The 21,363-nt window shown below is 65.9% G+C and carries 20 protein-coding genes and 1 tRNA gene; 13 read left to right on the top strand and 8 right to left on the bottom strand.

What is annotated here, in order from left to right; genetic code table 11:
* Positions 1–149: 149 nt before the first annotated feature.
* Positions 150–1,256, bottom strand: coding sequence for a bifunctional DNA-binding transcriptional regulator/O6-methylguanine-DNA methyltransferase Ada (ada, locus tag ACUJB0_RS22370; protein WP_444847148.1), 1,107 nt, complete (start codon positions 1,254–1,256; stop codon positions 150–152).
* 114 nt (positions 1,257–1,370) lie between these two features.
* Here ada and hutC point away from each other — a divergent pair, with 114 nt between their 5' ends.
* From hutC to ACUJB0_RS22405, 7 genes are all read left to right on the top strand, one after another.
* On the top strand, positions 1,371–2,132 hold the full coding sequence (gene hutC, locus ACUJB0_RS22375; RefSeq protein WP_444847149.1) for a histidine utilization transcriptional repressor HutC: 762 nt from the start codon (positions 1,371–1,373) through the stop codon (positions 2,130–2,132).
* 111 nt (positions 2,133–2,243) lie between these two features.
* The gene (locus tag ACUJB0_RS22380; protein WP_444847150.1) at positions 2,244–6,518 is read left to right on the top strand and encodes a PAS domain S-box protein; all 4,275 of its coding nucleotides are present in this window, start codon (positions 2,244–2,246) and stop codon (positions 6,516–6,518) included.
* 15 nt (positions 6,519–6,533) lie between these two features.
* Complete coding sequence (locus tag ACUJB0_RS22385; RefSeq protein ID WP_444847151.1) at positions 6,534–6,950, top strand: response regulator; 417 nt, start codon at positions 6,534–6,536, stop codon at positions 6,948–6,950.
* Between the two features lie 219 nt (positions 6,951–7,169).
* Positions 7,170–7,496: a thioredoxin TrxA gene (trxA, locus tag ACUJB0_RS22390; protein ID WP_008452390.1), complete on the top strand. Its 327-nt coding sequence runs from the start codon at positions 7,170–7,172 to the stop codon at positions 7,494–7,496.
* A gap of 121 nt (positions 7,497–7,617) precedes the next feature.
* Entirely contained in the window at positions 7,618–8,880 is a 1,263-nt protein-coding gene (gene rho, locus ACUJB0_RS22395) for a transcription termination factor Rho (RefSeq protein WP_116991848.1), read from the top strand.
* Positions 8,881–9,058: 178 nt separating this feature from the next.
* Positions 9,059–9,328 carry a type B 50S ribosomal protein L31 gene (locus ACUJB0_RS22400; protein WP_117013937.1) on the top strand — a complete coding sequence of 90 codons (270 nt, stop codon included), beginning with the start codon at positions 9,059–9,061 and terminating at the stop codon, positions 9,326–9,328.
* A gap of 114 nt (positions 9,329–9,442) precedes the next feature.
* Entirely contained in the window at positions 9,443–11,167 is a 1,725-nt protein-coding gene (locus ACUJB0_RS22405; protein WP_444847152.1) for an ArnT family glycosyltransferase, read from the top strand.
* Positions 11,168–11,236: 69 nt separating this feature from the next.
* On the opposite strand, the gene ACUJB0_RS22410 is transcribed toward ACUJB0_RS22405, so the two are convergent.
* Positions 11,237–11,644, bottom strand: coding sequence for a hypothetical protein (locus ACUJB0_RS22410; protein WP_444847153.1), 408 nt, complete (start codon positions 11,642–11,644; stop codon positions 11,237–11,239).
* Positions 11,645–11,692: 48 nt separating this feature from the next.
* Positions 11,693–12,076 carry a gel scht gene (locus ACUJB0_RS22415; RefSeq protein WP_444847154.1) on the bottom strand — a complete coding sequence of 128 codons (384 nt, stop codon included), beginning with the start codon at positions 12,074–12,076 and terminating at the stop codon, positions 11,693–11,695.
* Positions 12,077–12,438: 362 nt separating this feature from the next.
* Between ACUJB0_RS22415 and ACUJB0_RS22420 the strand changes: the two genes are divergently transcribed.
* Positions 12,439–14,355, top strand: coding sequence for an AAA family ATPase (locus ACUJB0_RS22420; RefSeq protein WP_444847155.1), 1,917 nt, complete (start codon positions 12,439–12,441; stop codon positions 14,353–14,355).
* 118 nt (positions 14,356–14,473) lie between these two features.
* Positions 14,474–14,558: transfer RNA gene (locus ACUJB0_RS22425), tRNA-Leu, on the top strand.
* Positions 14,559–14,615: 57 nt separating this feature from the next.
* Here ACUJB0_RS22425 and ACUJB0_RS22430 read toward each other — a convergent pair.
* Together ACUJB0_RS22430 and ACUJB0_RS22435 are read right to left on the bottom strand one after the other, a co-directional pair.
* Positions 14,616–15,110: a GNAT family N-acetyltransferase gene (locus ACUJB0_RS22430; RefSeq protein ID WP_444847156.1), complete on the bottom strand. Its 495-nt coding sequence runs from the start codon at positions 15,108–15,110 to the stop codon at positions 14,616–14,618.
* The gene (locus ACUJB0_RS22435) at positions 15,073–15,384 is read right to left on the bottom strand and encodes a type II toxin-antitoxin system TacA family antitoxin (protein ID WP_444847157.1); all 312 of its coding nucleotides are present in this window, start codon (positions 15,382–15,384) and stop codon (positions 15,073–15,075) included. Before ACUJB0_RS22435 ends, ACUJB0_RS22430 begins: the two co-directional genes overlap by 38 nt.
* 387 nt (positions 15,385–15,771) lie before the next feature.
* Here ACUJB0_RS22435 and ACUJB0_RS22440 point away from each other — a divergent pair, with 387 nt between their 5' ends.
* The 4 genes from ACUJB0_RS22440 (at position 15,772) to ACUJB0_RS22455 (ending at position 18,007) form a co-directional block, all read left to right on the top strand.
* Positions 15,772–16,455, top strand: coding sequence for a choice-of-anchor J domain-containing protein (locus tag ACUJB0_RS22440; protein ID WP_444847158.1), 684 nt, complete (start codon positions 15,772–15,774; stop codon positions 16,453–16,455).
* A 63-nt stretch (positions 16,456–16,518) separates the two neighbouring features.
* The gene (locus tag ACUJB0_RS22445) at positions 16,519–16,836 is read left to right on the top strand and encodes a hypothetical protein (RefSeq protein WP_444847159.1); all 318 of its coding nucleotides are present in this window, start codon (positions 16,519–16,521) and stop codon (positions 16,834–16,836) included.
* Between the two features lie 97 nt (positions 16,837–16,933).
* Positions 16,934–17,425, top strand: coding sequence for a glycine zipper 2TM domain-containing protein (locus ACUJB0_RS22450; RefSeq protein ID WP_444847160.1), 492 nt, complete (start codon positions 16,934–16,936; stop codon positions 17,423–17,425).
* 141 nt (positions 17,426–17,566) lie between these two features.
* Positions 17,567–18,007 carry a hypothetical protein gene (locus tag ACUJB0_RS22455; protein ID WP_444847161.1) on the top strand — a complete coding sequence of 147 codons (441 nt, stop codon included), beginning with the start codon at positions 17,567–17,569 and terminating at the stop codon, positions 18,005–18,007.
* Between the two features lies 1 nt (position 18,008).
* Here ACUJB0_RS22455 and ACUJB0_RS22460 read toward each other — a convergent pair whose 3' ends face one another.
* From ACUJB0_RS22460 to ACUJB0_RS22470, 3 genes are read right to left on the bottom strand one after another with little or no spacing between them, the layout of a single operon-like run.
* Positions 18,009–19,232, bottom strand: a complete 1,224-nt coding sequence (locus ACUJB0_RS22460) for an ABC transporter permease (protein WP_444847162.1) — start codon at positions 19,230–19,232, stop codon at positions 18,009–18,011.
* A 5-nt stretch (positions 19,233–19,237) separates the two neighbouring features.
* The gene (locus ACUJB0_RS22465) at positions 19,238–19,981 is read right to left on the bottom strand and encodes an ABC transporter ATP-binding protein (RefSeq protein ID WP_161086761.1); all 744 of its coding nucleotides are present in this window, start codon (positions 19,979–19,981) and stop codon (positions 19,238–19,240) included.
* Positions 19,978–21,219, bottom strand: a complete 1,242-nt coding sequence (locus ACUJB0_RS22470; RefSeq protein ID WP_444847163.1) for an efflux RND transporter periplasmic adaptor subunit — start codon at positions 21,217–21,219, stop codon at positions 19,978–19,980. The genes ACUJB0_RS22465 and ACUJB0_RS22470 overlap by 4 nt, the downstream gene beginning before the upstream one ends.
* Positions 21,220–21,363 lie beyond the last annotated feature (144 nt).

Here is a 21,363-nt window from a genome sequence, read left to right on the forward strand (position 1 = left end):
AGACGCGGCCGATGCGGCGGCGTTCGCGCCCGCCGGGGCAGCGCTGCCAGCCGGCGGCGCGGCCGGTGCGGGTGGCGCCACGCTCACCGGCGGCGTCTTGCGCGGCTTGCGCTCGGCCGCGCCTCCGCCGAAATCGAATTCGCCATTCTTCATTTGACCGCCTCCCGGTCCAGCAGCGCGGCCTTGCGGTCCACGCCCCAGCGATAGCCGGAGATCGACCCATCATTGCGCACCACGCGATGGCACGGTATCGCCACCGCCAGCGCATTGGCCGCGCAAGCCCCCGCCACCGCCCGCGCGCCCTTCGGCGAACCGACCAGCTCCGCCAACTCGGCATAACTGACCGTGCGCCCGGCCGGTATCCCGCGCAGCACCTGCCACACGCGCTGCTGGAAGGCTGTGCCGCGCACATCGAGCGGCAAGTCGAGGCCAAGCTCCGGCCGCTCCACCATGCCAACCACGCGCGACACCACCTGCTCATACTCCGGCTCCGCGCCGATCAGCTCCGCCTTGGGGAAGCGGTCCTGCAGGTCGCGCACCAGCACATCGGGATCGTCGTCCATCAAAATCGCGCAGATGCCCTGCTCCGTGCTGGCCACCAGGATCGCGCCCAGCGAACAGGCGCCGATGGCGAAGCGGATCCGCGCGCCACGCCCGCCGGCCCGGAAAGCGCCCGGCGTCATGCCCAGCACCGCCGGCGACTGCGCATAAAACCGTCCGCTGGAATTGAAGCCGGCCGCGTACATCGCATCCGTCACCGTGGCCTGCTGCGCCAACCCAACCTGCACGCGGCGCGCCCGCTGGGCGTTGGCGTAGGCCTTGGGCGTAATTCCCGTCACCGCCTTGAACATGCGATGGAAGTGAAAACGGCTCACGCCCACCGCCGCCGCCAGGCTGTCGAGGTCCGGCGCGGCGCCGTCGTCGGCGGCGGCCGTGTCGATCAGGCGGCAGGCCTGGGCCACGATGGCGGCCTGGCGCTCGGCCAGCGGCGGCAGGTCCGGCTTGCAGCGCAGGCAAGGACGGAAGCCCGCCTGCTCGGCCGCCTCGCGGCTGTCGTGGAAGGCCACGTTCTTGCGCAGCGCCGGCCGCGCGCCGCACGACGGACGGCAATACACCCCGGTGCTGCGCACCGAGTACCAGAACACGCCATCGGCGCCGGCGTCGCGCTGCGTCACGGCGGCCCAGCGCTGCTCGTCGCCCTGGTAGGCGGCCTGGATCAATTCTTTGTTTGCGGTCTTGCCCATCTCGGACTCCATGATTGGATAAGGAATGCCACCATCCTATCCAGCGCCGCGCGGCGACGCACTCCGGCTCTTGCTTTTGAATTGCAGATTGTACGTCGGACAAGCACGCGATGCTAAAATGTCCGCTTGCCGCCACCCAGGCGCGCGCCCCGGAGAAAACGTTTGGACGACGAAGCAGCCCTGCCAGAGAGCACCCCCATATTCCAGCGCATCAAGGACTACCTGGTGGCGCAGATCGCCGCCGGCACCTGGAAGGAAGGCGACGTGATCCCGTCCGAACAGGCGCTGGTCAAGCAGTTCGGCGTCTCCCGCATGACCGTCAACCGCGCCGTGCGCGAACTCACCGCCGACCAGATCCTCACCCGCCGCCAGGGTTCCGGCACCTACGTCGCACAGCAGAAGTACCAGGCCACGCTGCTGGAGATCAAATCCATCGCCGACGAGATCCGCGCGCGCGGCCACGCCCACCGCAGCAGCCTGCAGCAGCTCGAGCGCGTCAAGGCCAGCGAGTTGATGGCCAAGCAGTTCGACCTGCCGGCCGGCCACCCGCTGTTCCATTCGGTGATCGTGCACTTCGAGAACGGCGTGCCGATCCAGGTCGAGGACCGCTGGGCCAATCCGCTGTGCGCGCCGGATTACATGGAGCAGGACTACTCCACCATCACCCCCAACGAATACCTGATGAAGGCCGCGCCGCTGCAAGGCGCCACCTACAGCATCGAGGCGCTGGCCGCGCCGCGCGACATCGCCGACATGCTGGCCATCGACACCAAACAGGCCTGCCTGGTGCTCAAGCGCCAGACCCGCTCCAACGGCCAGGTCGCGTCCATCGCCACCATGTGGCATCCGGGCCACCGCTACCAGTTCGCCGGCAGCTTCGCGCAGTAGGCCGCGCGGGTTGCCAGCGCTTACAACTTTCTCGACTAAGCCCCATTCTTCGATGCTATAGTTGCCCGGCTACAGCATAAATTCCAGCCTTGCGGATTGAAAGGGAAGCTTTTGTCGCACCGCCGTCCCAGGTCCGGCCGGACCCTCTTCTGGCGCCGTCTGCCACGCGCCCTGACGGCGGTTGCGCTCGTGCTGACGTGCGGCGCGCATGGGGCGCTGGCGGCCGAGAAGGTCAGCATCCAGCTCAAGTGGATGCACCAGTTCCAGTTCGCCGGCTACTACGCGGCCCAGGACCAGGGCTATTACCGCGACGCCGGCCTCGATGTCACGCTGATCGAGGCCCGCCCCGGCGTCGATCCCACCCTGTCGGTGCTGGAGGGCCGCGCCCAGTACGGCGTCGGCAACACCTCGCTGCTGGTGGCGCGCGGGCACGGCCAGCCGGTGGTGGCGCTGGCCTCGATCTTCCAGCACTCGGCCAGCGCGCTGCTGGTGCGCCACGACGCCGGCGGCAAGGCCCGCGCCTGGGCCGGTTCGCGCCTGATGCTGGCGCCGAACAACGAGGAGCTGCTCATCCTGCTCAAGAAGTACGGCGTGCGGCCCGACAGCCTGACGCAAGTCCCGCACAGCTACAACACCGACGACCTGCTCGAAGGCCGGGTCGACGCCATGTCGGTCTACATGACCGAGGCGCCCTACCTGCTCGAACGCAGCAACGTCGGCTACGAGCTGCTGTCGGCGCGCATGCTGGGCGACGATTTTTACGGCGACACGCTGTACACCACCGAGAGCGAACTGCGCGAGCATCCGATGCGCGCGCAGGCGCTGCGCGAGGCCACGCTGCGCGGCTGGCGCTACGCGATGGCGCACCAGGGCGAGATCGCCGACCTGATACGGGCCCGCTACCCCGAGCGCCACAGCCGCGAACACCTGATGTACGAGGCCCAGCACATCGCGCCGCTGCTGGAGCAGGGCCTGATCCAGCTGGGCTACAGCAATCCCGAACGCTGGCGCGCCATCGCCCGCACCTACATCGAGCAGGGCATGCTGCCAGCCGACTTCAAGCTGGACGGTTTCCTGTACCAGCCGCAGCCCGGCGACCGCCTGGCGCGCTACGCCGGCCCGCTGGCGGCCGCGCTGGTGCTGCTGCTGACGGCGGCCGCGCTGTGGCAATTGCGGCGACAGGCGGCGGCGCTGCGGGCGGCGCGCGCGGAACTGGGCGACGCCGAGCGCCGCGCCAGCGGTGCGCTCGACAGCACCGGCGAGGGCATGTGGGAATGGCGGCTCGACACCGGCACGCTGACGCTGTCGCCGCGCTACGGCGCGCTGCTGGGCTACGGCGACGGCGAGTTCGCGCCGACGCTGGAGCAGTGGCTGGACCACGTGCATCCGGACGACCAGGCGCGCGTCGAGCGCAGCATCCAGGACCACCTGGCCAGCACCACGGACCTGAACAACCAGATCGTCAGCGAGCACCGCATGCGCACCCGCGACGGCGGCTGGATCTGGGTGCTGGCGCGCGGCATGATCGTCGAGCGCGACGCCGCCGGCCGGCCGCTGCGCGCCACCGGCACCATGGCCGACATCAGCGAGCGCGCCGCCGCCGAGGAGGCGCGCCTGTGCGCGGTGATCGACGCCACGCCGGGCGCCATGCTGATCGCCGACAAGAGCGGGCGGGTACGCTACGCCAACCCGGCCTGCGCGCGCAGCTTCGGCTACGAGGGCACGATGGCCGGCTGCTCGGTCGAGCAGCTGGCGCCGGAGGCCATGCGCAGCACCGGCCGCGCGCGCGAGCTGTTCTCGCGCCCCAACCTGCCAGGCCGGGTGCTGAGCGCGATCCGCGCCGATGGCGTCAGCTTCCCGGCGATGGTGCACATCGCGCCGGTGATGCTGGGCGGGCAGGAGCTGGTGGTGGTGACGCTGCGCGACATGACCCAGCGCCAGCGCGCCGAGGAGGCGCTGCACGCCAGCTCCGAGCGCTACCGCCTGATCGTGCAGACCGCCGCCGAGGGCATCTGGATGACCGGCGCCGACGACCGCACCAGCCTGGTCAACCCCACCATGGCGCGCATGCTGGACTACGACATCGAGCAGATGATGGGCCGCGCCATGACCGACTTCATGGACGACGACGGCCAGGCCCTGCTCAAGCAGCACCTGCAGCGCCGCCTGGCCGGCGAGGCCTGCCAGGGCGATGTCTGCTTCCGCCGGCGCGATGGCGCCGTGGTGTGGTGCCTGCTGTCGACCACCGTGATCAATTCCGACGCCGGCCACTACGCCGGCACGCTGGCCATGCTGACCGACATCACCGCGCGGCGCGCCGCCGACAGCGCGCTGCGCAGCTCCAGCCAGCGGCTGGCGTCGATCTTCAACGCCGTCACCAACGGCCTGGTGATGATCGACGGCGACGGCCGCATCCTGGAGAGCAACGCAGCCGCCGCGCGCATGCTGGCGCACTCGCTGGCGGTGGACGGCGGCATGCTGTGGCGCGGCGTGCGCGAGGACGGCACGCCGTTCGATGCCGCCAGCCATCCGGTGCAGCAGGCCATCGTCACCGGCGTGTCGGTGCGCGACGTGGTGATGGGCGTGAGCCAGTCCAACGGCGAGGTGCACTGGCTGTCGGTGAACGCCGAGCCCATTCCCGACGAGCGCGGCGTGGTGCCGCTGGTGGTGGCCAGCCTGACCGACATCACCGACCGCAAGCGCGGCGAGGACCAGCTGCGCGAGCTGAACGAGCACCTGGAGGAGCGGGTGGCGATCCGCACCGAGGAGCTGAACCAGGCGCGCATGCTGGCCGAGGAGGCCAGCCAGACCAAGGGCCAGTTCCTGGCCAACATGAGCCACGAGATCCGCACACCGATGAACGGCGTGATCGGCATGGCCTACCTGGCGCTCAAGACCGACCTCGATCCGCGCCAGCGCGACTACCTGGAAAAGATTCGCTTCGCCGGCGAGCACCTGCTGGGCATCATCGACGACATCCTCGACATCTCCAAGATCGAGGCGGGCAAGCTGGAGATCGAGCAGGTCGACTTCGCGCTCGACCACGTGATCCAGACGCTGACCACGGTGGTGGCGCCCAAGGCCGCCAGCCGCGAGCTGGAGCTGGTGTTCAACCTCGACCCCAACCTGCCCAAGGTGCTGCGCGGCGATCCGCTGCGCCTGGGCCAGGTGCTGATCAACTACACCAACAACGCCATCAAGTTCAGCGAGAAGGGCCGGATCGAGGTGCGGGTGCGCCAGGTGGTGGGCGACGCCAACGGCTGCCTGCTGCGCTTCGAGGTCAGCGACTGCGGCATCGGCCTGTCGGAGGCCGAGATCGGCAAGCTGTTCCAGTCGTTCCAGCAGGCCGACACCTCGACCACGCGCGAGTACGGCGGCACCGGCCTGGGCCTGTCGATCTGCAAGCAGCTGGCGCAGCTGATGGGCGGCGAGGTGGGCGTGCGCAGCCGGCCGGGCCAGGGCAGCACCTTCTGGTTCACCGCGCGCCTCGGCATCTCCAGCGCCACGCTGCCGGCGCTGATCGACCGCGTCAAGGACGCCGCCGCCGAGCTGCTGGCCTCCTCGCGCAGCGCGGCGGTGATGGCGACCTTGAAGCACGCGCGCATCCTGCTGGTCGAGGACAACACCTTCAACCAGCAGATCGCGCTGGAGATGCTGGAGGAAGTCGGCTCGTCGGTGTGCCTGGCGGCCAACGGCATGGAGGCGCTGGAGCTGCTGCGCCAGACCGCCTTCGACTGCGTGCTGATGGACGTGCAGATGCCGCTGATGGACGGCCTGGAGACCACGCGCCGCATCCGCGCCGACCCGGCCCTGGCCGACATGCGGGTGCTGGCCATGACCGCCACCGCCACCAACGAGGACCGGGTGCGCTGCATCGAGGCCGGCATGGACGACTTCATCTCCAAGCCGATCCAGCCGGCGCTGATGTACCAGACCATCGCCAACTGGCTGCCCGAGCGCGGCGAGGCGGCGCCGCGCGAGGCGCCGGCCGCGCCGCCGCGCCCGGCCTTCAAGGCCACGCTGGGCGGCGATCCGGCGGTGATCGATTTGTCGATCCTGGCCAAGCTGCTGGGCTATCATCCGCACAAGGTGCGCAAGTTCGCCTTCAAGTTCCTGCACAACACGCAGGAGGGCCTGGCCCAGATGGAGCGGGCGCTGCAGAAGGGCGACCTGGCCGGGGTGCGCGAGCTGGGCCACCGCCTGAAGTCGCCCGCGCGCACGGTGGGCGCGCTGGGCATGGGTGAGCTGATGCTGCAGCTGGAGCAGCTGCCGGCCGACGGCATGCCGGAACGCGCGGCGGCGGCCATCCTGGCGCAGCTGTGGGTGCTGCTGGAACAGATCACCGAACAAATCATGACCAACACCACTTTCGCCGACGATAACTAGACCAGGTGACACACCATGCGGGTAATGCTGCTCGATGACGACAAGTTCATGCTGGAACTGCTGGCCGATATGATCGTCGAGCTCGGCCCGCACGAGGTGGTGGCCGAGACCGACGGCCGGCGCGCGCTGGTGGCGCTGCGGCTGCGCCCGCCCGACCTGCTGATCTGCGATTTGAGCATGCCGGCGATGGACGGCATCGACTTCCTGCGCGCGGCCGCGGCGCAGCAATACGGCGGCTGCGTGGTGCTGTTGTCGGGCGTGGATGGCGCCGTGCTGCGCACCGCCGCCCGGCTGGCCGAGGCGCAGGGACTGTCGATCCTGGACGCCTGCGCCAAGCCGCTGGCGGCCGAGACGCTGGCCGGCCTGATGGAGCGCGCCGCCACGCGCTGCCCGCCCCATCCGGGCCCGGCGCCGGACAACAATGGCAAATAGTTTAGATGGTTTCTACAATCTGCCGCACATTTTTAAAAAATGGGTTATTATTTACGCCATCCCCGCCTGCCGACCTTGTTGCCATCCCATTCCAAGACATTGAATTCGCGCAATTGGCCACCATCTGCTGCCTGTAACCGGCAACGTTGACGGCGATTGCGGACAACATGGCATAATCCCCAGGCGTTATTGATCCCACAGACCTCGATTGAGGAATATATGAGCGAAAATATCAAACACATCACCGACACTTCCTTTGACGCCGACGTGCTCAAGTCCGACCGCCCGGTGCTGGTCGACTTCTGGGCCGAATGGTGCGGTCCTTGCAAGAGCATCGCCCCGATCCTGGAAGAAGTCGCCAAGGAATACGACGGCAAGATCCTGATCGCCAAGATGGACGTCGACGCCAACCAGGCCGTACCGGCCAAGTTCGGCATCCGTGGCATCCCGACCCTGATCCTGTTCAAGAACGGCGTCGCAGCCGCGCAAAAGGTTGGCGCAATGGCAAAAGGCCAGCTGACCTCTTTCATCGACAGCAATATCTAAGTACGATAGTATTACGCTGCAAAAAACGGCGCCGCGCCCGTGGCGCCGTTTAATAACTTAGAGACAACCACGCAGTTCCCTCCCCTACCTTTACTTTCCCGTCACGGGACACTCAACACATATGCATCTATCTGAATTAAAGGCCCTACACGTCTCGGCATTGCTGGAGATGGCCATCGGTCTTGATATCGACAACGCGGCGCGTCTGCGCAAACAGGAGTTGATGTTTGCGATCCTGAAAAAGCGCGCGAAATCCGGTGAACAGATCTTCGGCGACGGCGCCCTGGAAGTGCTGCCGGACGGCTTCGGCTTCCTGCGCTCGCCAGACGCCAGCTACATGGCGTCCACCGACGACATCTACATTTCCCCATCGCAGATCCGCCGCTTCAACCTGCACACCGGCGATTCGATCGAGGGCGAGGTGCGTACCCCTAAAGATGGCGAGCGCTACTTCGCGCTGGTCAAGGTCGACAAGGTCAACGGCGAATCGCCGGAAGCCTCGAAGCACCGCATATTGTTTGAGAACCTGACGCCGCTGCACCCGAACGAGCCGCTGCGCCTGGAACGTGACATCAACGGCACCGAGAACATCACCGGCCGCATCATCGACCTGATCGCGCCGATCGGCAAGGGCCAGCGCGGCCTGCTGGTGGCGTCGCCTAAATCGGGCAAGTCGGTGATCCTGCAGCACATCGCGCACGCGATCACCGCCAACCATCCGGACTGCACGCTGATCGTGCTGCTGATCGACGAACGTCCAGAGGAAGTGACCGAGATGCAGCGCTCCGTGCGCGGCGAAGTGGTCGCCTCGACCTTCGACGAACCGGCCACCCGCCACGTGCAGGTCGCCGAGATGGTGCTGGAAAAAGCCAAGCGCCTGGTCGAGATGAAGAAGGACGTGATCATCCTGCTGGATTCGATCACCCGCCTGGCGCGCGCCTACAACACCGTGATCCCTGCCTCCGGCAAGGTGCTGACCGGCGGTGTGGACGCCAACGCGCTGCAACGCCCGAAACGCTTCTTCGGCGCCGCGCGCAATATCGAGGAAGGCGGCTCGCTGACCATCATCGCCACCGCGCTGATCGAAACCGGCTCGCGCATGGACGACGTGATCTACGAGGAATTCAAGGGTACCGGCAACATGGAGGTGCACCTGGAGCGCCGCCTGGCCGAGAAGCGCGTCTACCCGGCGATCAACCTGAACAAATCGGGCACCCGCCGCGAGGAACTGCTGATCAAGCCGGACCAACTGCAGAAGATCTGGATCCTGCGCAAGCTGCTGTACTCGATGGACGAGATCGAAGCGATGGAGTTCATCCTCGACAAGATGAAGGCCACCAAAAATAACGGTGAGTTCTTCGACATGATGCGTCGTGGCGGTTAATTAACCCCTCGGCAATCATGATGAACAGGCAACCCGCGTGGTTGCCTGTTTGCGTTAACGCCGGTATAATCCCCGATCGCATCAATTTTAACTCTGGCAAGTGAGCGGCAATCGGGTCACGAAGTGGTATCGACCGACGAAGTGCTGTTTGGCTACCTAACTAACCGAAGGCTTCAAAATGAAACCAGAAATCCATCCAGATTACCGCGAAGTGGTGTTCCACGACCTGTCGTGCGACTTCAAATTCATCACCCGCTCGACCATCCAGACCCGCGAAAAGATCGAACACAACGGTAAAGAATACCCGTTGGTCAAGATCGAGGTGTCGGCTGAATCGCACCCGTTCTACACCGGCAAGCACAAAATCGTCGACACCGCTGGCCGCGTTGAGAAATTCCGCCAGAAGTTCGGCGCAGTGGGTTCGAAGACCCAAGTCGCACAAGGCTGATTTTCGCCGCGATGAACAAAAAAGCAGCCTCTGGCTGCTTTTTTTGTTTGTCGGCCTCGCCGGCCGCAGGTTTTCCTGCATACTCCCGTTCACCTCTTACTTGCACACCGATCGATGAAGCCAGTCCGTCTTCCCGCCGCCGCTACCCTGGCATTGCCGCGCTGGGCGCTGTTCGCCCTGGGCCTGTTGTACATCCTGCCTGGCCTGATCGGCCGCGACCCGTGGAAGAACGATGACGCCGCCAGCTTCGGCATCATGTGGACCATGGCCCACGGCACCTGGCAGGACTGGCTGTGGCCCAACATCGCCGGCATGTCGATGCCCGACGAGGGCCCGCTGGCGTTCTGGCTGGGCGCGCTCGGCATCAAGCTGTTCGGCTGGCTGATGGGCGATGTGCTGGCGGCCCGCGTGGGCACGGTCGGCATCTTCCTGCTGGGTGTGCTGTCGCTGTGGTACGCCACCTTCAACCTGGGCCGCCGCCAGGACGCGCAACCGCTGCGCCTGGCCTTCGGCGGCCAGCCCGAGCCGGACGACTTCGGCCGCACGCTGGCCGACGCCGCCGTGCTGATCTACCTGGGCTGCCTGGGCCTGCTGCTGCACAGCCACGAGACCACCTCGGAGGCGCTGCAGGTGTCGCTGGTGGCGCTGCTGCTGTACCGCACCGTGCGCTACGTGGAAGGCCCGTCGCTGCGCAACGCCGCCCTCAGCGGCCTGGCGGTCGGCCTGCTGACCCTGACGCGCGGCTGGGTCACGCCGGTGTGCCTGATGCTGGCCCTGTTCGCCTGCACCCGCTTCCTCGACCAGCCCGCCATCCGCGCGGCGCGCGACCTGGGCGCCACCATCGCGGTCGGCGGCGCGGTGGCCGCGCTGTGGCTGGTGCCGGCGCAACTGCTGGAACCCTACCACCAGCTGCCGCTGAACGCCTGGCTGGCCTGGAACCTGGACCAGCTCGGCATGCCGGGCATGCACTCGCTCAAATTCTTCTTCCGCGTCGGCGTCTGGTTCTTCTGGCCGGCGTGGCCGTTCGCCGGCTGGGCCGTGTGGGCCTGGCGGCGCCAGCGCCGCGCGCTGCACATCGTGGTGCCGCTGGCCTTCGTCACCATGGGCGCGCTGCTGACGCTGTTCAACGACCAGCCCGAGCAGGGACAGCTGCTGGTGCTGCTGCCGCCGCTGGCCATCATGGCCGCGTTCGGCCTGCTGACCATGAAGCGCGGCGCCATCAACGCCATCGACTGGTTCTCGGTGATGGCGCTGACCTTGTGCGCGGCCGTGATCTGGGTGTTCTGGATCGCCAAGCTGACCGGCTGGCCGGCCAAGGCCGCCAAGAACGCGCTCAAGCTGGTGCCCGGCTTCCATCCCGAGCTGGGCTGGATCGCGCTGCTGGTGGCGCTGGCCGCCACCGCCGGCTGGTTCGCGCTGGTCCACTGGCGCATCTCGCGCCAGCCCGCCGTGCTGTGGCGCGCCGTGGTGCTGTCGTCCGGCGGCCTGATCCTGATCTGGATTTTGCTGATGACCTTGTTCCTGCCGGACGTCAATTACAGCAAGAGCTACGCCAGCGTGGCGCGCCAGATCGCCGACAAGCTGCCGGCCGGCGCGCGCTGCATCGAGAGCAACGTCGGCCCGGCCCAGCGTGCCTCGTTCGCGTATTACGCCCAGCTGCCGTTCGCCGGCGTCGAGGGCGATCATTGCGACCTGCTGCTGCTCCAGGACAGCATCAAGCTGCGCGACGAGCGCGAGATTCCGGCCCGCTACCGCGACCAGCAATGGAAGCTGCTGTGGGAAGGCCGCCGCCCGGCCGACCGCGACGAGCGCTTCCGCCTGTACCGCCGCGGCGGTTAAACTCCCCAATGAAAAACGGCCCCGATCGACGGGGCCGTGATGGTGCCGCGCGGCCCTGCCCGCGCGCGCTCAGCGCCGTGCCAGCACCGTGGTGTTGGCCGGCAGCTTGGCCGCCATCGGCAGGCGCTCGTAGTTGCTGACGGTGAGCGTGTCGCCGTCGTCCGCAAAGCTCATGTGCGAGCCGGTGCGGGTGATGAATTCCGCCGGTCCCACCGCATAGATTTCCACCCGTGGCTGCCCCTTGATCTCGGCGTAGAAGCGGCCGACCTGGCGCGTGAAACTCATCGTCTCCCCATTGCTGAGGTGGTACGCGGACTGGTAATCCTGGAACTCCTGCGGCTCCATGTGGTAGCGGCTGGCGCTGATCTTGACGCTTTCGCTGGCGGCACTGGTGGCGGTGGCATCGGGTGCCGCACCGGCGGTGGCGGCGAAGGACAAAGCAGCGGCTACAGCCAGGCTCAAAAGAGTGGTCTTCATGGTATTGCTCCAATATGTAAAAGGTTGGGGCGCCTGGCCCCGAAGTGTTTAACGGTGGGCGACGACGATGGTTTCGCCGTTGGCCTTGGCCAGCGGCAGGCGGGCGAAGTTGGCCACGCCCACGCTCTCTCCCACGTCGCTGAATTCGAAGCGGGTGCCGTTGGCGGTGACGAACTTGTCCGGGGCGATCGCGTAGATCTCCACGCGCTGGCCGTCGTCGAGCTGGGTGTAATAGCGCGACATCCGCTGGCTGAAGGTCAGGATCTGACCGTTGGTCAACTGATACGTGTTTTTGAAGTTGGCGAAGTCGCCCTGCAGCAGATGAAGGCGGCTGAGGCCGCCCTTGATCTGCACGCTGGCATCGTCCGCGTGGGCGGCCGGCACGGCCGCAAAGGCCAAGGCGGCAACAACGCCGAAGAGAGTGGTTTTCATGGTGTGCTCCGTTGGATTATCGGGACCTGCAAACTGCTGGGAGCCACCGCTGCATTTTCAAATCAGCGGTAGACGTGTACAGATTAGCAAAGGCCGCGCGCCAGATCCGGCGTATGCGACGGGCGGTCGATCGGCGTGCGCGAAGTGTAAAAAAACGCGACGAACGGAAGCCGCGGCAATGATGTTGCACGGCACGTCTTTCTTTTAGCTCAGCCGATACAAAGCGCCACAGTCCAGCTATATTGAGCGCAACACCCGGCAGCGCCCAACCTCGCGCGCCGGCCATAGCGGCCCCGGCTGCTGCGCCCCAACCCCGCGCCCAAATCCGACCTCAGCCGCACAGTCTTATTCTGGATAGCATCATGTTCACCTTGTACAAATTGCAGGCAGCCCTGCGCAACAACTATGTGCGCGCCGGCCTGGCCTTGCTGGCCCTTGCCATCGCGGCCCTGCTCGGCTGGCGCGCCGACGTGCCGCAAGATCCGCAACCCGTGCTGCGCTCGCAGGACATCGCGCAGATCACCGCGCTGCCGGCCCAGCGCCAGCGGCTGGAATACCTGCTGGTGGCGGCGCCGCTGTCGGAGGCGCCGCGCTATGTGTTCAAGCTGCGCGGCGACCCGCTGCTGTATGTGGTCAAGGTGCCGGCCACCACGCACCTGAGCCTGGAGCGCGAAGTGCTGCTGAAGCACAACCTGCCGTACGCGATCGCGCGCGAGGACTACCTGGCCTCGCACCGCGCGGTGCTGCAGGACGAGGACGACAGCACCATGGCGCGCGCCGGCGGCTGGCTGCGTCGCCACGCGGTCGACCTGCTGCTGGTGGGCCTGGTGCTGTTCGTGCTGCGCAACGGCCTGCCCGGCACCGGCGTCTCGGCCACCGTGCTCAGCCCGGACCAGCTGGCCGGCAGCATGGACGACCTGATCGGCATGGACGACATCAAGCAGGAAGTGCTGCACCTGGAGGACATGATCCGCAACCGCGCGGTGTACCGCCAGCACGATATCGACAAGCCCTTCAACGTCATGCTGACCGGCCCGGCCGGCACCGGCAAGACCAAGCTGGCCGGCTACCTGGCCAAGCGCCTGAACGTGCCGCTGATCCAGGCCTCGGCCTCGGCGCTGGAGTCCGGCTACATCGGCGGCGGCGCCAAGGCGCTGCACGCGTTACACCGCAAGGCTTGCGCGCGCGGCAGCTGTATCATTTTCCTCGACGAAGCCCAGGGCCTGTTCATGCCGCGCGGACGCGGCGACAAGAAATGGGAGGACGACACCGCCAACGCGCTGCTGGGCCTGCTCGACGGCGTGCGCAGCGACCAGGGCGCGGGCGTGATCTGGGTGGTGGCCTCCAACTTCGACGACGCCAGTTCGTCGATGGACGAGGCCATGCTGCGCCGCTTCTCGGTCAAGATCAATTTCCGGCTGCCCAACAAGGCCGAGCGGCGCGAGCTGCTGCGCGCCTTCCTGGCGCGCAAGGCAGAGGGCTGCGTGGCCTGGGACCGGCTCGACCTCGACCAGGTGGCCGAGATCACCGCCAACCTCAGCCCGGCGCTGCTGCAGACCGTGGTCGACCGCGCCAGCATGATCGCCATCCAGGAACAGGCGGCCATCGACACCGGGCTGATGTTCCGCGCCTTCGAGCGCGCCACCATCGGCCTGACCGACCGCGCCACCAGCGCCGAGAAGACGCGCCAGCGCGAGCGCGTGGCGTTGCACGAGCTGGGCCACTTCTTCATGCAGATCGACCCGTGGCTGCGCCAGGGGCTGACGCTGGAGCAGATCAAGGAGCGCTCGCCACTGCTCAAGATCAGCACCGAGTCGGTGTCCAAGCTGGGCGCGCTGGGCTATGTGCTGTCGGCCTCGGACGACGTCGCGCTGCGCACGCTGGAGGAGCTGGAGCGCGACGTGATCCAGCTGTACGGCGGGGTCGCGGCCGAGGAGCTGTTCTACGGCGCGCGCGGGATCTCGGTGGGCAGCCAGAACGATATCCAGAAGGCCACGTCGATGCTGGACATGATGGTCAACCAGCTGTCGATGTATTCACGCTCCAAGCTGGACTACAGCCAGTTCAAGAACCAGGAGCGCGACCTCGACCAGGTGCAGGCCAAGGCGGACGAGCTGTACTCGTACACCCTGGGCGCGATCGCCGACTACCGCGTGGCGATCGACGAACTCAAGGAGGTGCTGATGGAGCAGTACGTGCTGTCGAAGGACGCCATCTTCTCGCTGCTGGAGCAGCGGCAGCTGGGCGCGGCGCCGGCCGTGGCACTTGCAAAAATATAAAATTTCCACATCACGGGTTGCGGCATGCAGGCAAATCAGTGATAATGCGGGTCGCGTTGCCGGGATGGCGTAGTAGCTGAGCTCCCTGGCAAGTCGTTGAAGTTGGGACGACACACCGGCCTCGGTGGTGAAATTGGTAGACGCAGGGGACTCAAAATCCCCCGCCGCAAGGCGTGCCGGTTCGATTCCGGCCCGAGGCACCAGAACACAAGACAAAAGCACTGACCCCGTCAGTGCTTTTTTCATTTGCGCTCGCGATATCATCCAGGGATGTGAGCGATCGGTATCACGAGGATCCGAGGATCGGATGGGAACGGTGTGAAACCATATTTCTGATAGAAGCTTGACGCTTCGGCGTCCTTGGCGTCAACGAACAACGCAAAGCCCCCAACCTCGTTTGCCACCGCTTTGGCTTTAGCCATCGCTGCCATCAACAATGTCGCCCCGTGCCCCTTTCCTTTGTGCGTCTCGGAAACGGCCAGACGTCCCAAGGTGAAGCCGGGGATGGTATTGGGCAGACGCTTGACCAAGCTTGCCGGCATGTCGCCCTTAGGCGTCATTGGTCGAATTGCCATCGTGAAAAACCCTATGATCAGCGTCGGGTCTTCATCGCTCGTTAATACATACGTCTTGGAGATATTCTTGCTTTGGTGCTGTCTTGCCGTCGCCTGCAGATAGTTATCAAGCTCAGGCTTACCACAGGTGAACCGATTTACTTCATGTGCCGCTTCCAGAGCGGATAGTGAGTATGCCATTTTCCACCTTGGTTTTATATTGGGCGAACGCCTTCACTAGCGCCGGGTTGGGCGATGGTGGGGAGTCGAGCAAATTTATCAACATGGCAGCATCTTCACGGGTGTAGCGGATCGTGTGTTCTCGTTCGATCACTCTGTTCGCTTCTTTTAATGCGGCCTGTACCAAAAATTGATTCACCGTAGCCCCCACTAAATCCGCTGCCTCCTGGAGTTTCTCTGCTACCGAGGCAGAAACTCTGGCCGTAATACGGCCTCTTTCTTCCGTCGCGTTCATGGTTTAAGCCTTCCGATGCTTATTTAAGTGAGCTCTACTGAGCAAGAACATGGTAGCACACCGGTGCCACTCTATCATCAGGTGGTGACATTTTGTCGCCAGCCGGAGTGAGGATGGTTTCCTGATACCAGGCCGGCGCTGCCACCGCCGACACGCTCGCGAAACAACAGCCATTGTGCCATCCCCATGTAGTTTCCCGCTAAAGCGGCATAACCCTTATATAACATTAAGACAACGTCCATTTTTCCGTTGCACGCATGCTATCGTAATTTCCTGCAATCTCATCTTTACAAGATTGCACGGCCCGGTGCGGCGGGGGCCCGCCGGTATTCTTTCGATAGATTGATGGAGGTGTAGAAAATGGCTGTATCGTTTAAACCTGCTGTGATGTCCACCCTGCTGCTGGCCATGGCCTTGAGCGCCGGCGCCGCGTCGGCGGACGCGCTCAACGAGAACTTCGACGGCGGCGTGCCGCACGGCTGGACGATCGTCAACAACAGCGATCCGGTCGGCGACGCCAGCTGGTTCCAGGGCGACTCCAAGGTGTTCAATGCGCAGCAGGGCGCGCCCTCCTCCTTCATCGGCGCCAGCTGGACCAGCGGCAAGGACCTGTCGGCCATCAGCAATTGGCTGATCATGCCGACCTCGACTTACCAGAACGGCGACACCTTGTCGTTCTACACCCGCACCGTTGAAAACTCGCATTTCCCCGACCGCCTGGAAGTCCGCTTCAGCAACGCCGGCGGCACCGACGTCGGCCACTCGGCCGCCAGCGTCGGCTCGTTCGGCTCGCTGCTGCTGTCCGTCAATCCCACTCAGGACGTCGCCGGCTATCCGGATTCGTGGACCAAGTACAGCGTGACGCTGAGCGGCCTGTCCGGCGCCACCGCCGGCGCCTTCGCCTTCCATTACGCGGTCGACGACGGCGGCCCGTCCGGCACCCGTTCCAACTACATCGGTCTCGACACCGTGTCGGTCACCGCCGTGCCGGAACCCAGCACCTACCTGATGCTGGGCGCCGGCCTCGGCCTGATCGGCCTGGCACGCAAGCGCAAAGCCAAGGCGGCCTAAGCGACAGGCGGGGTGGACCACAACGGCCTCCGCCTCGCCAGCCCGTTCCGCTAGAATGGCGGCATGCCTCCCGCCAAACTCCCCAAATTCCCCGGCCCGCTGACCGCGCGCGGCGCCGTGCTCGCCGTGCTGCTGTCCGACGCCGACCAGACCGGCGCGCCGCCGCTGCAGGGCCGCACCTCGCTGGCCGCCATCGTCAAGACGCTCAAGCGCAAATACAACTGGCCGGTCGAGATCAGCAGTTTCCCGTCCAACACCGGCGACGGCCGCGCCAGTTGGGCCACCGTCTACAGCCTGCCGCCGGCCGTGATCGCCAAGGCGCTGGCCAGCGGCGGCCACGAATGGCTGGAACGGCGCCACGCGGCCCGTGGCGCGCCGTAACATTTACTTACTCTGGAAACACTTTCTGCGTCACCGGCTTTGTCCTCCGGCTCGTTATATGAGCAAGCGCCACCGTGGCGCAATACAGGAGAATAAAATGACGACCACCCCAACCACCCGTAGCCGTATCCACCCTCTGATGGCCGTAGCGGCCGTATCGCTGACGCTGGTAAGCCTGGTCGGCGCCGCGTCGATCGCCGGCCTGCTGCCCAGCTCGCACGCCACGCAGGACACCACGCCAGTGGCCGCCAACGTCGCGCCGCAGGCCGGCCAGCAAGCGGCCAACCAGCCGATGCCGGAAAGCCGCCCCGTCGTGGCCGAGCACCGCACCGTGCACCATGTGACGCCGCAAGTGCGCCATGTGAACAATGACGACTATGTCGCCCAGGCGCCAGCAGCCCAGCCACAGCCGCAGGCTCCCGCCCCGGCACCGGTGGCTCAGAACAGCCCGCTCGGCATGGGCATCGGCGCGGTGGTTGGTGGTTTGATCGGCAACCAGGTTGGCGGCGGCAAGGGCAAGACGGCGGCCACCATCGCCGGCGCGGTCGGCGGCGCCTACGTCGGCAACGAGATCGCCAAGAAGAACTAAGCCCGTCACGGCAAACCACGGCCCGGCCCCGCACAGGGGACCGGGCCGCGTTGTTTGCGCGGGATCAAGGCTGCAAGTTAGTTTCCCAGTGGAAAATATGACATAATGCTCGCTGCACTACCGCCACGCATTCCGAACGTCATGACCACTCCTACCGACCACCAAGAAGACCTGCAGCAATTCTGGAACCAGCGCGTCAAGGCCAGCCGGTGGCTGATCGTCAAGACGCTGGTGCTGGGCGCGCTGGCGGCCGTGTGCGGCGTGCTGGGCCAGGGCTGGCTGGAGGATGCCAGCCCGCTGTTCCCCATCATCAGCCAGAACTATGGCGTATGGCAGGCCGGCTATCTGCTGGCGCTGCTGGTGGTGTTCCTGATCTGGTGCGCCGCCATGCTGCAGAAATTGAGCCTGCTGCGCAACAGCAAGCAGGGCCGCGACATGCAGCGCCGCATCGACGAACAGAACGAACGCATCGCCCAGAAAAAACTGGAGGCGAAGCAGCGCCGCGAGCAGGAACGCCTGGAGCGCGAGACCGCGCCCTCGTTCTTCAAGAACTCGGCCCGCAGCGGCAAGTTCGACTACTGAACTACTCGTAGCGCAGGCAGTCCACCGGCAGCAGCTTCGACGCCCGCCGCGCCGGGTAGAAGCCGAAGAACACCCCCACCAGGCTGGAGAAGCCGCACGCCACCACCACCGCCTGCAGCGTGATGAACACGTCGAACTTGCCGGTGGACGTGATGGCCGCCGCCGCGCCGGTCGCCAGCAGGATGCCGAACACGCCGCCCACCAGGCAGATCACCACCGCCTCGGTCAGGAACTGCAGCAGCACGTCGCGCGGCTTGGCGCCGATCGCCATGCGGATGCCGATCTCGCGCGTGCGCTCGGTCACCGACACCAGCATGATGTTCATGATGCCGATGCCGCCCACCACCAGCGAGATCGCGCCGATCAGGCCCAGCAGCGCGGCCAGGCCGGCGCTGATCTTCTGCGCGGTCTCGGCAAACGAGGCCAGGTTGTCGATGCGGAAATCGTCCGGCTGCTCGAACTTGATGTGGTGGCGGTCGCGCAGCGTTTCGTTGATGTCCTGGATGGCGTCCTGCAGATTGCCGCCGGACTTGCCCTGCGCCACCACGTAATGCACGTTGCCGGGGAACGGCAGCCGCACCAGGTTGGCCGCCGACGCCGTGATCGGCACCAGCACGTAGTCGGCCAGGTCGCCGCCGTCCACCTGCTTGCCCTCGCCGTACAGCACGCCCACCACCTGGAACGAGACGTTCTCGATGCGGATGTACTTGCCCAGCGGGTCGACCTTGTAGAAGAACTGGTCGGCGATCTTCTTGCCGATCACCACCATGCGCGAGGCCGCGCGCACGTCGGCGTCGCTGAAGGCGCTGCCCTTGTCGATCTTCCAGCCGCGGATCTTGAACATGGCCGGCGTCACGCCGTGCACCGTCTTCGAGGCGCTCTCGTTGCCGACCGCCAGGTTGAAGCCGCCCTGCAACACGCCGGCCGCGCCGGCCAGCGACGGCAGCGCGTTCAGCGCGGCGGCGTCGGCCATGGTCAGGGCCGGGGCCGCGCCGGTGCGCATGCGCTGCTGCTGCGCGCGGTCGCCGCCGGGCGAGACGAACAGCATGTTGGTGCCCAGCTGCTCGAGCTCCTTGGCGATGAAGCGCTTCATGCTGTCGCCCACCGCCAGCAACAACACCACCGAGGTGATGCCGATGATGATGCCCAGCATGGTCAACAGCGTGCGCAGGCGGTTCGCCATCATCGAGCGGAACGCCTCGACCACTATCTGTAAAGGATTCATATGATTTATACCGTTATCGGTTCGTGGCTCTGCGCCAGCTGGCGCAAGCCCTCGGCGGCCGGGCCGTCGTACAGCACGTGGCCGTCCTTGAGCCGCATCAGCCGCTTGCTGTAGGCCGCGATGTCGGGCTCGTGCGTGACCAGCAGGATGGTGATGCCGCGCTCCTCGTTGAGCTGCTGGAAGGAGCGCATGATCTCGATGCTGGTCTGCGTGTCGAGGTTGCCGGTCGGTTCGTCGGCCAGGATCAGCGGCGGATCGCCCACCAGCGCGCGGGCGATCGCCACCCGCTGCTGCTGGCCGCCGGACAGCTGGTTCGGCGTGCGCTTGGCGTAGTCCTTGAGGCCGACCCGCTCCAGCTCCACCAGCGCCTTGGCGTGCGCCTTCGAGCGCGACACGCCGGCGTAGATCAGCGGCAGCGCCACGTTCTCGGCCACGCTCATGCGCTTGATCAGGTTAAAGCTCTGGAACACAAAGCCGATGGTGCGGTTGCGGATGGTCGCCAGCTCGGCGCGCGACAGCGTCAGCGTGTCGACGCCGTTGAGGTGGTAGCTGCCGCCGGTGGCCTGGTCCAGGCAGCCGAAGATATTCATCAGCGTCGACTTGCCCGAGCCGGACTGCCCCATCACCGCCAGGAAGTCGCCGCGCGGCACGGCCAGGTCGATGCCGAACAGCACCTGGGTCTCGACGTTGCCGGAGAAGTAGCTCTTGGTGACCTGGCGGATATCGATCAGCGGTTGCGGCGCCGTCACAGCTCACCCTGCTTTTCGTTGATGGCGCGCGTGATCACCTTGTCGCCTTTTTTCAGGTCGCCGCCCACCACCTCGGTGTAGCGGAAGTTGGACAGGCCGATCTTGATGTCCCTGGCCACCGGGTTGTTCTTGTCGTCCATGGTGTAGATCTTGAACGAGCGCGCCAGTTCGCTCTTGCTGCGGAAGGCGGCGTCGTCCTCCTGCGGCGCCTCGGCCACGGCCACCGCGCTCGCGGACGCACTGGCCGACGCGCTGCCGGCCTTGGCGGCCAGCGCCTTGTCCTTCTTGGCCTGCTTCTCGACTTCCTCGTCGCTCAGGCGGAAGCGCAGCGCGGCGGTCGGGATGCGCAGCACCTGCTGGCGATTGCCCACCAGCAGACGCACCTGCGCCGTCATGCCCGGCTTGAGCAGCTCTTCCTTGTTGTCCACGTCCAGCACCACGTTGTAGGTGACCACGTTCTGCACCACGTTGGCCGCCAGCCGGAACTGGCGCATGCGCGCGTCGAATTCCTTGTCGGGATAGGCGTCCACCACGAAGCGGGCCGCCTGCCCTTCCTTCAGCGCGCCGACGTCGGCCTCGGAGACGCTGGTGTCGATCTGCATCTTGGTCAGGTCGCGGGCGATCTGGAACAGCGTCGGCGTGGTGAACGAGGCCGCCACGGTCTGGCCCAGGTCCACCGTGCGCTTGATGATGACGCCGTCGATCGGCGAGCGGATCACGCTGTTGTCCAGGTCGGCCTGGGCGCGCGCCAGCTGTGCCTGCGCCAGCTGGATGTTGGCCTGCGCCACGTCGACCTCGCGCTTGGACTGGTCCAGCGCCAGCGGCGAGATGAAGCTCTGCGTCACCAGCGTCTGGTTGCGCTGGTGGGTGGCCTGCGCCAGCCGCAGGTTGGCTCGCGCCGACGCCAGCTGCGCCTCGCCCTGGCGGATCTGGGCGTTGAAAATGGTCGGATCGAGCTTGAGCAGCACCTGGCCCTTCTGCACGTGGTCGTTGAAGTCCGCCTTCAGCTCGCTCACCGTGCCCGACACCTGCGAGCCGATGTTGATCAACGCCACCGGGTTGATGGTGCCGGTGGCGGTCACCGTCTGCGTGATGTTGCCGGTGTCGGCGGCGGCCACGCGGAAGCGCGGCGGCTCGACCACCGGGGTCTTGCTCTTGGAGTACCAGGCGGCGCTGGCGCCGCAGATCACCAGCAGGCCCACGGCCAGCGCTATCTTCTTCTTGGTCAGGAAAGCCATCGTCTCTACACATCCCATAGGTGAGATCCGTCGATATGCGGATCAGCCCGCCAAGTATATGGAGTTTTGCAAGGAATGCAACTAGGCAACGTTGGGCCCGCTCCCTCCAAGGAAGGGGGTTGCGGCAACCAGATGGGGGTATGT

The organism is Duganella caerulea, from assembly GCF_040362985.1.
GTDB classification, from domain to species: domain Bacteria; phylum Pseudomonadota; class Gammaproteobacteria; order Burkholderiales; family Burkholderiaceae_D; genus Rugamonas; species Rugamonas vulcania.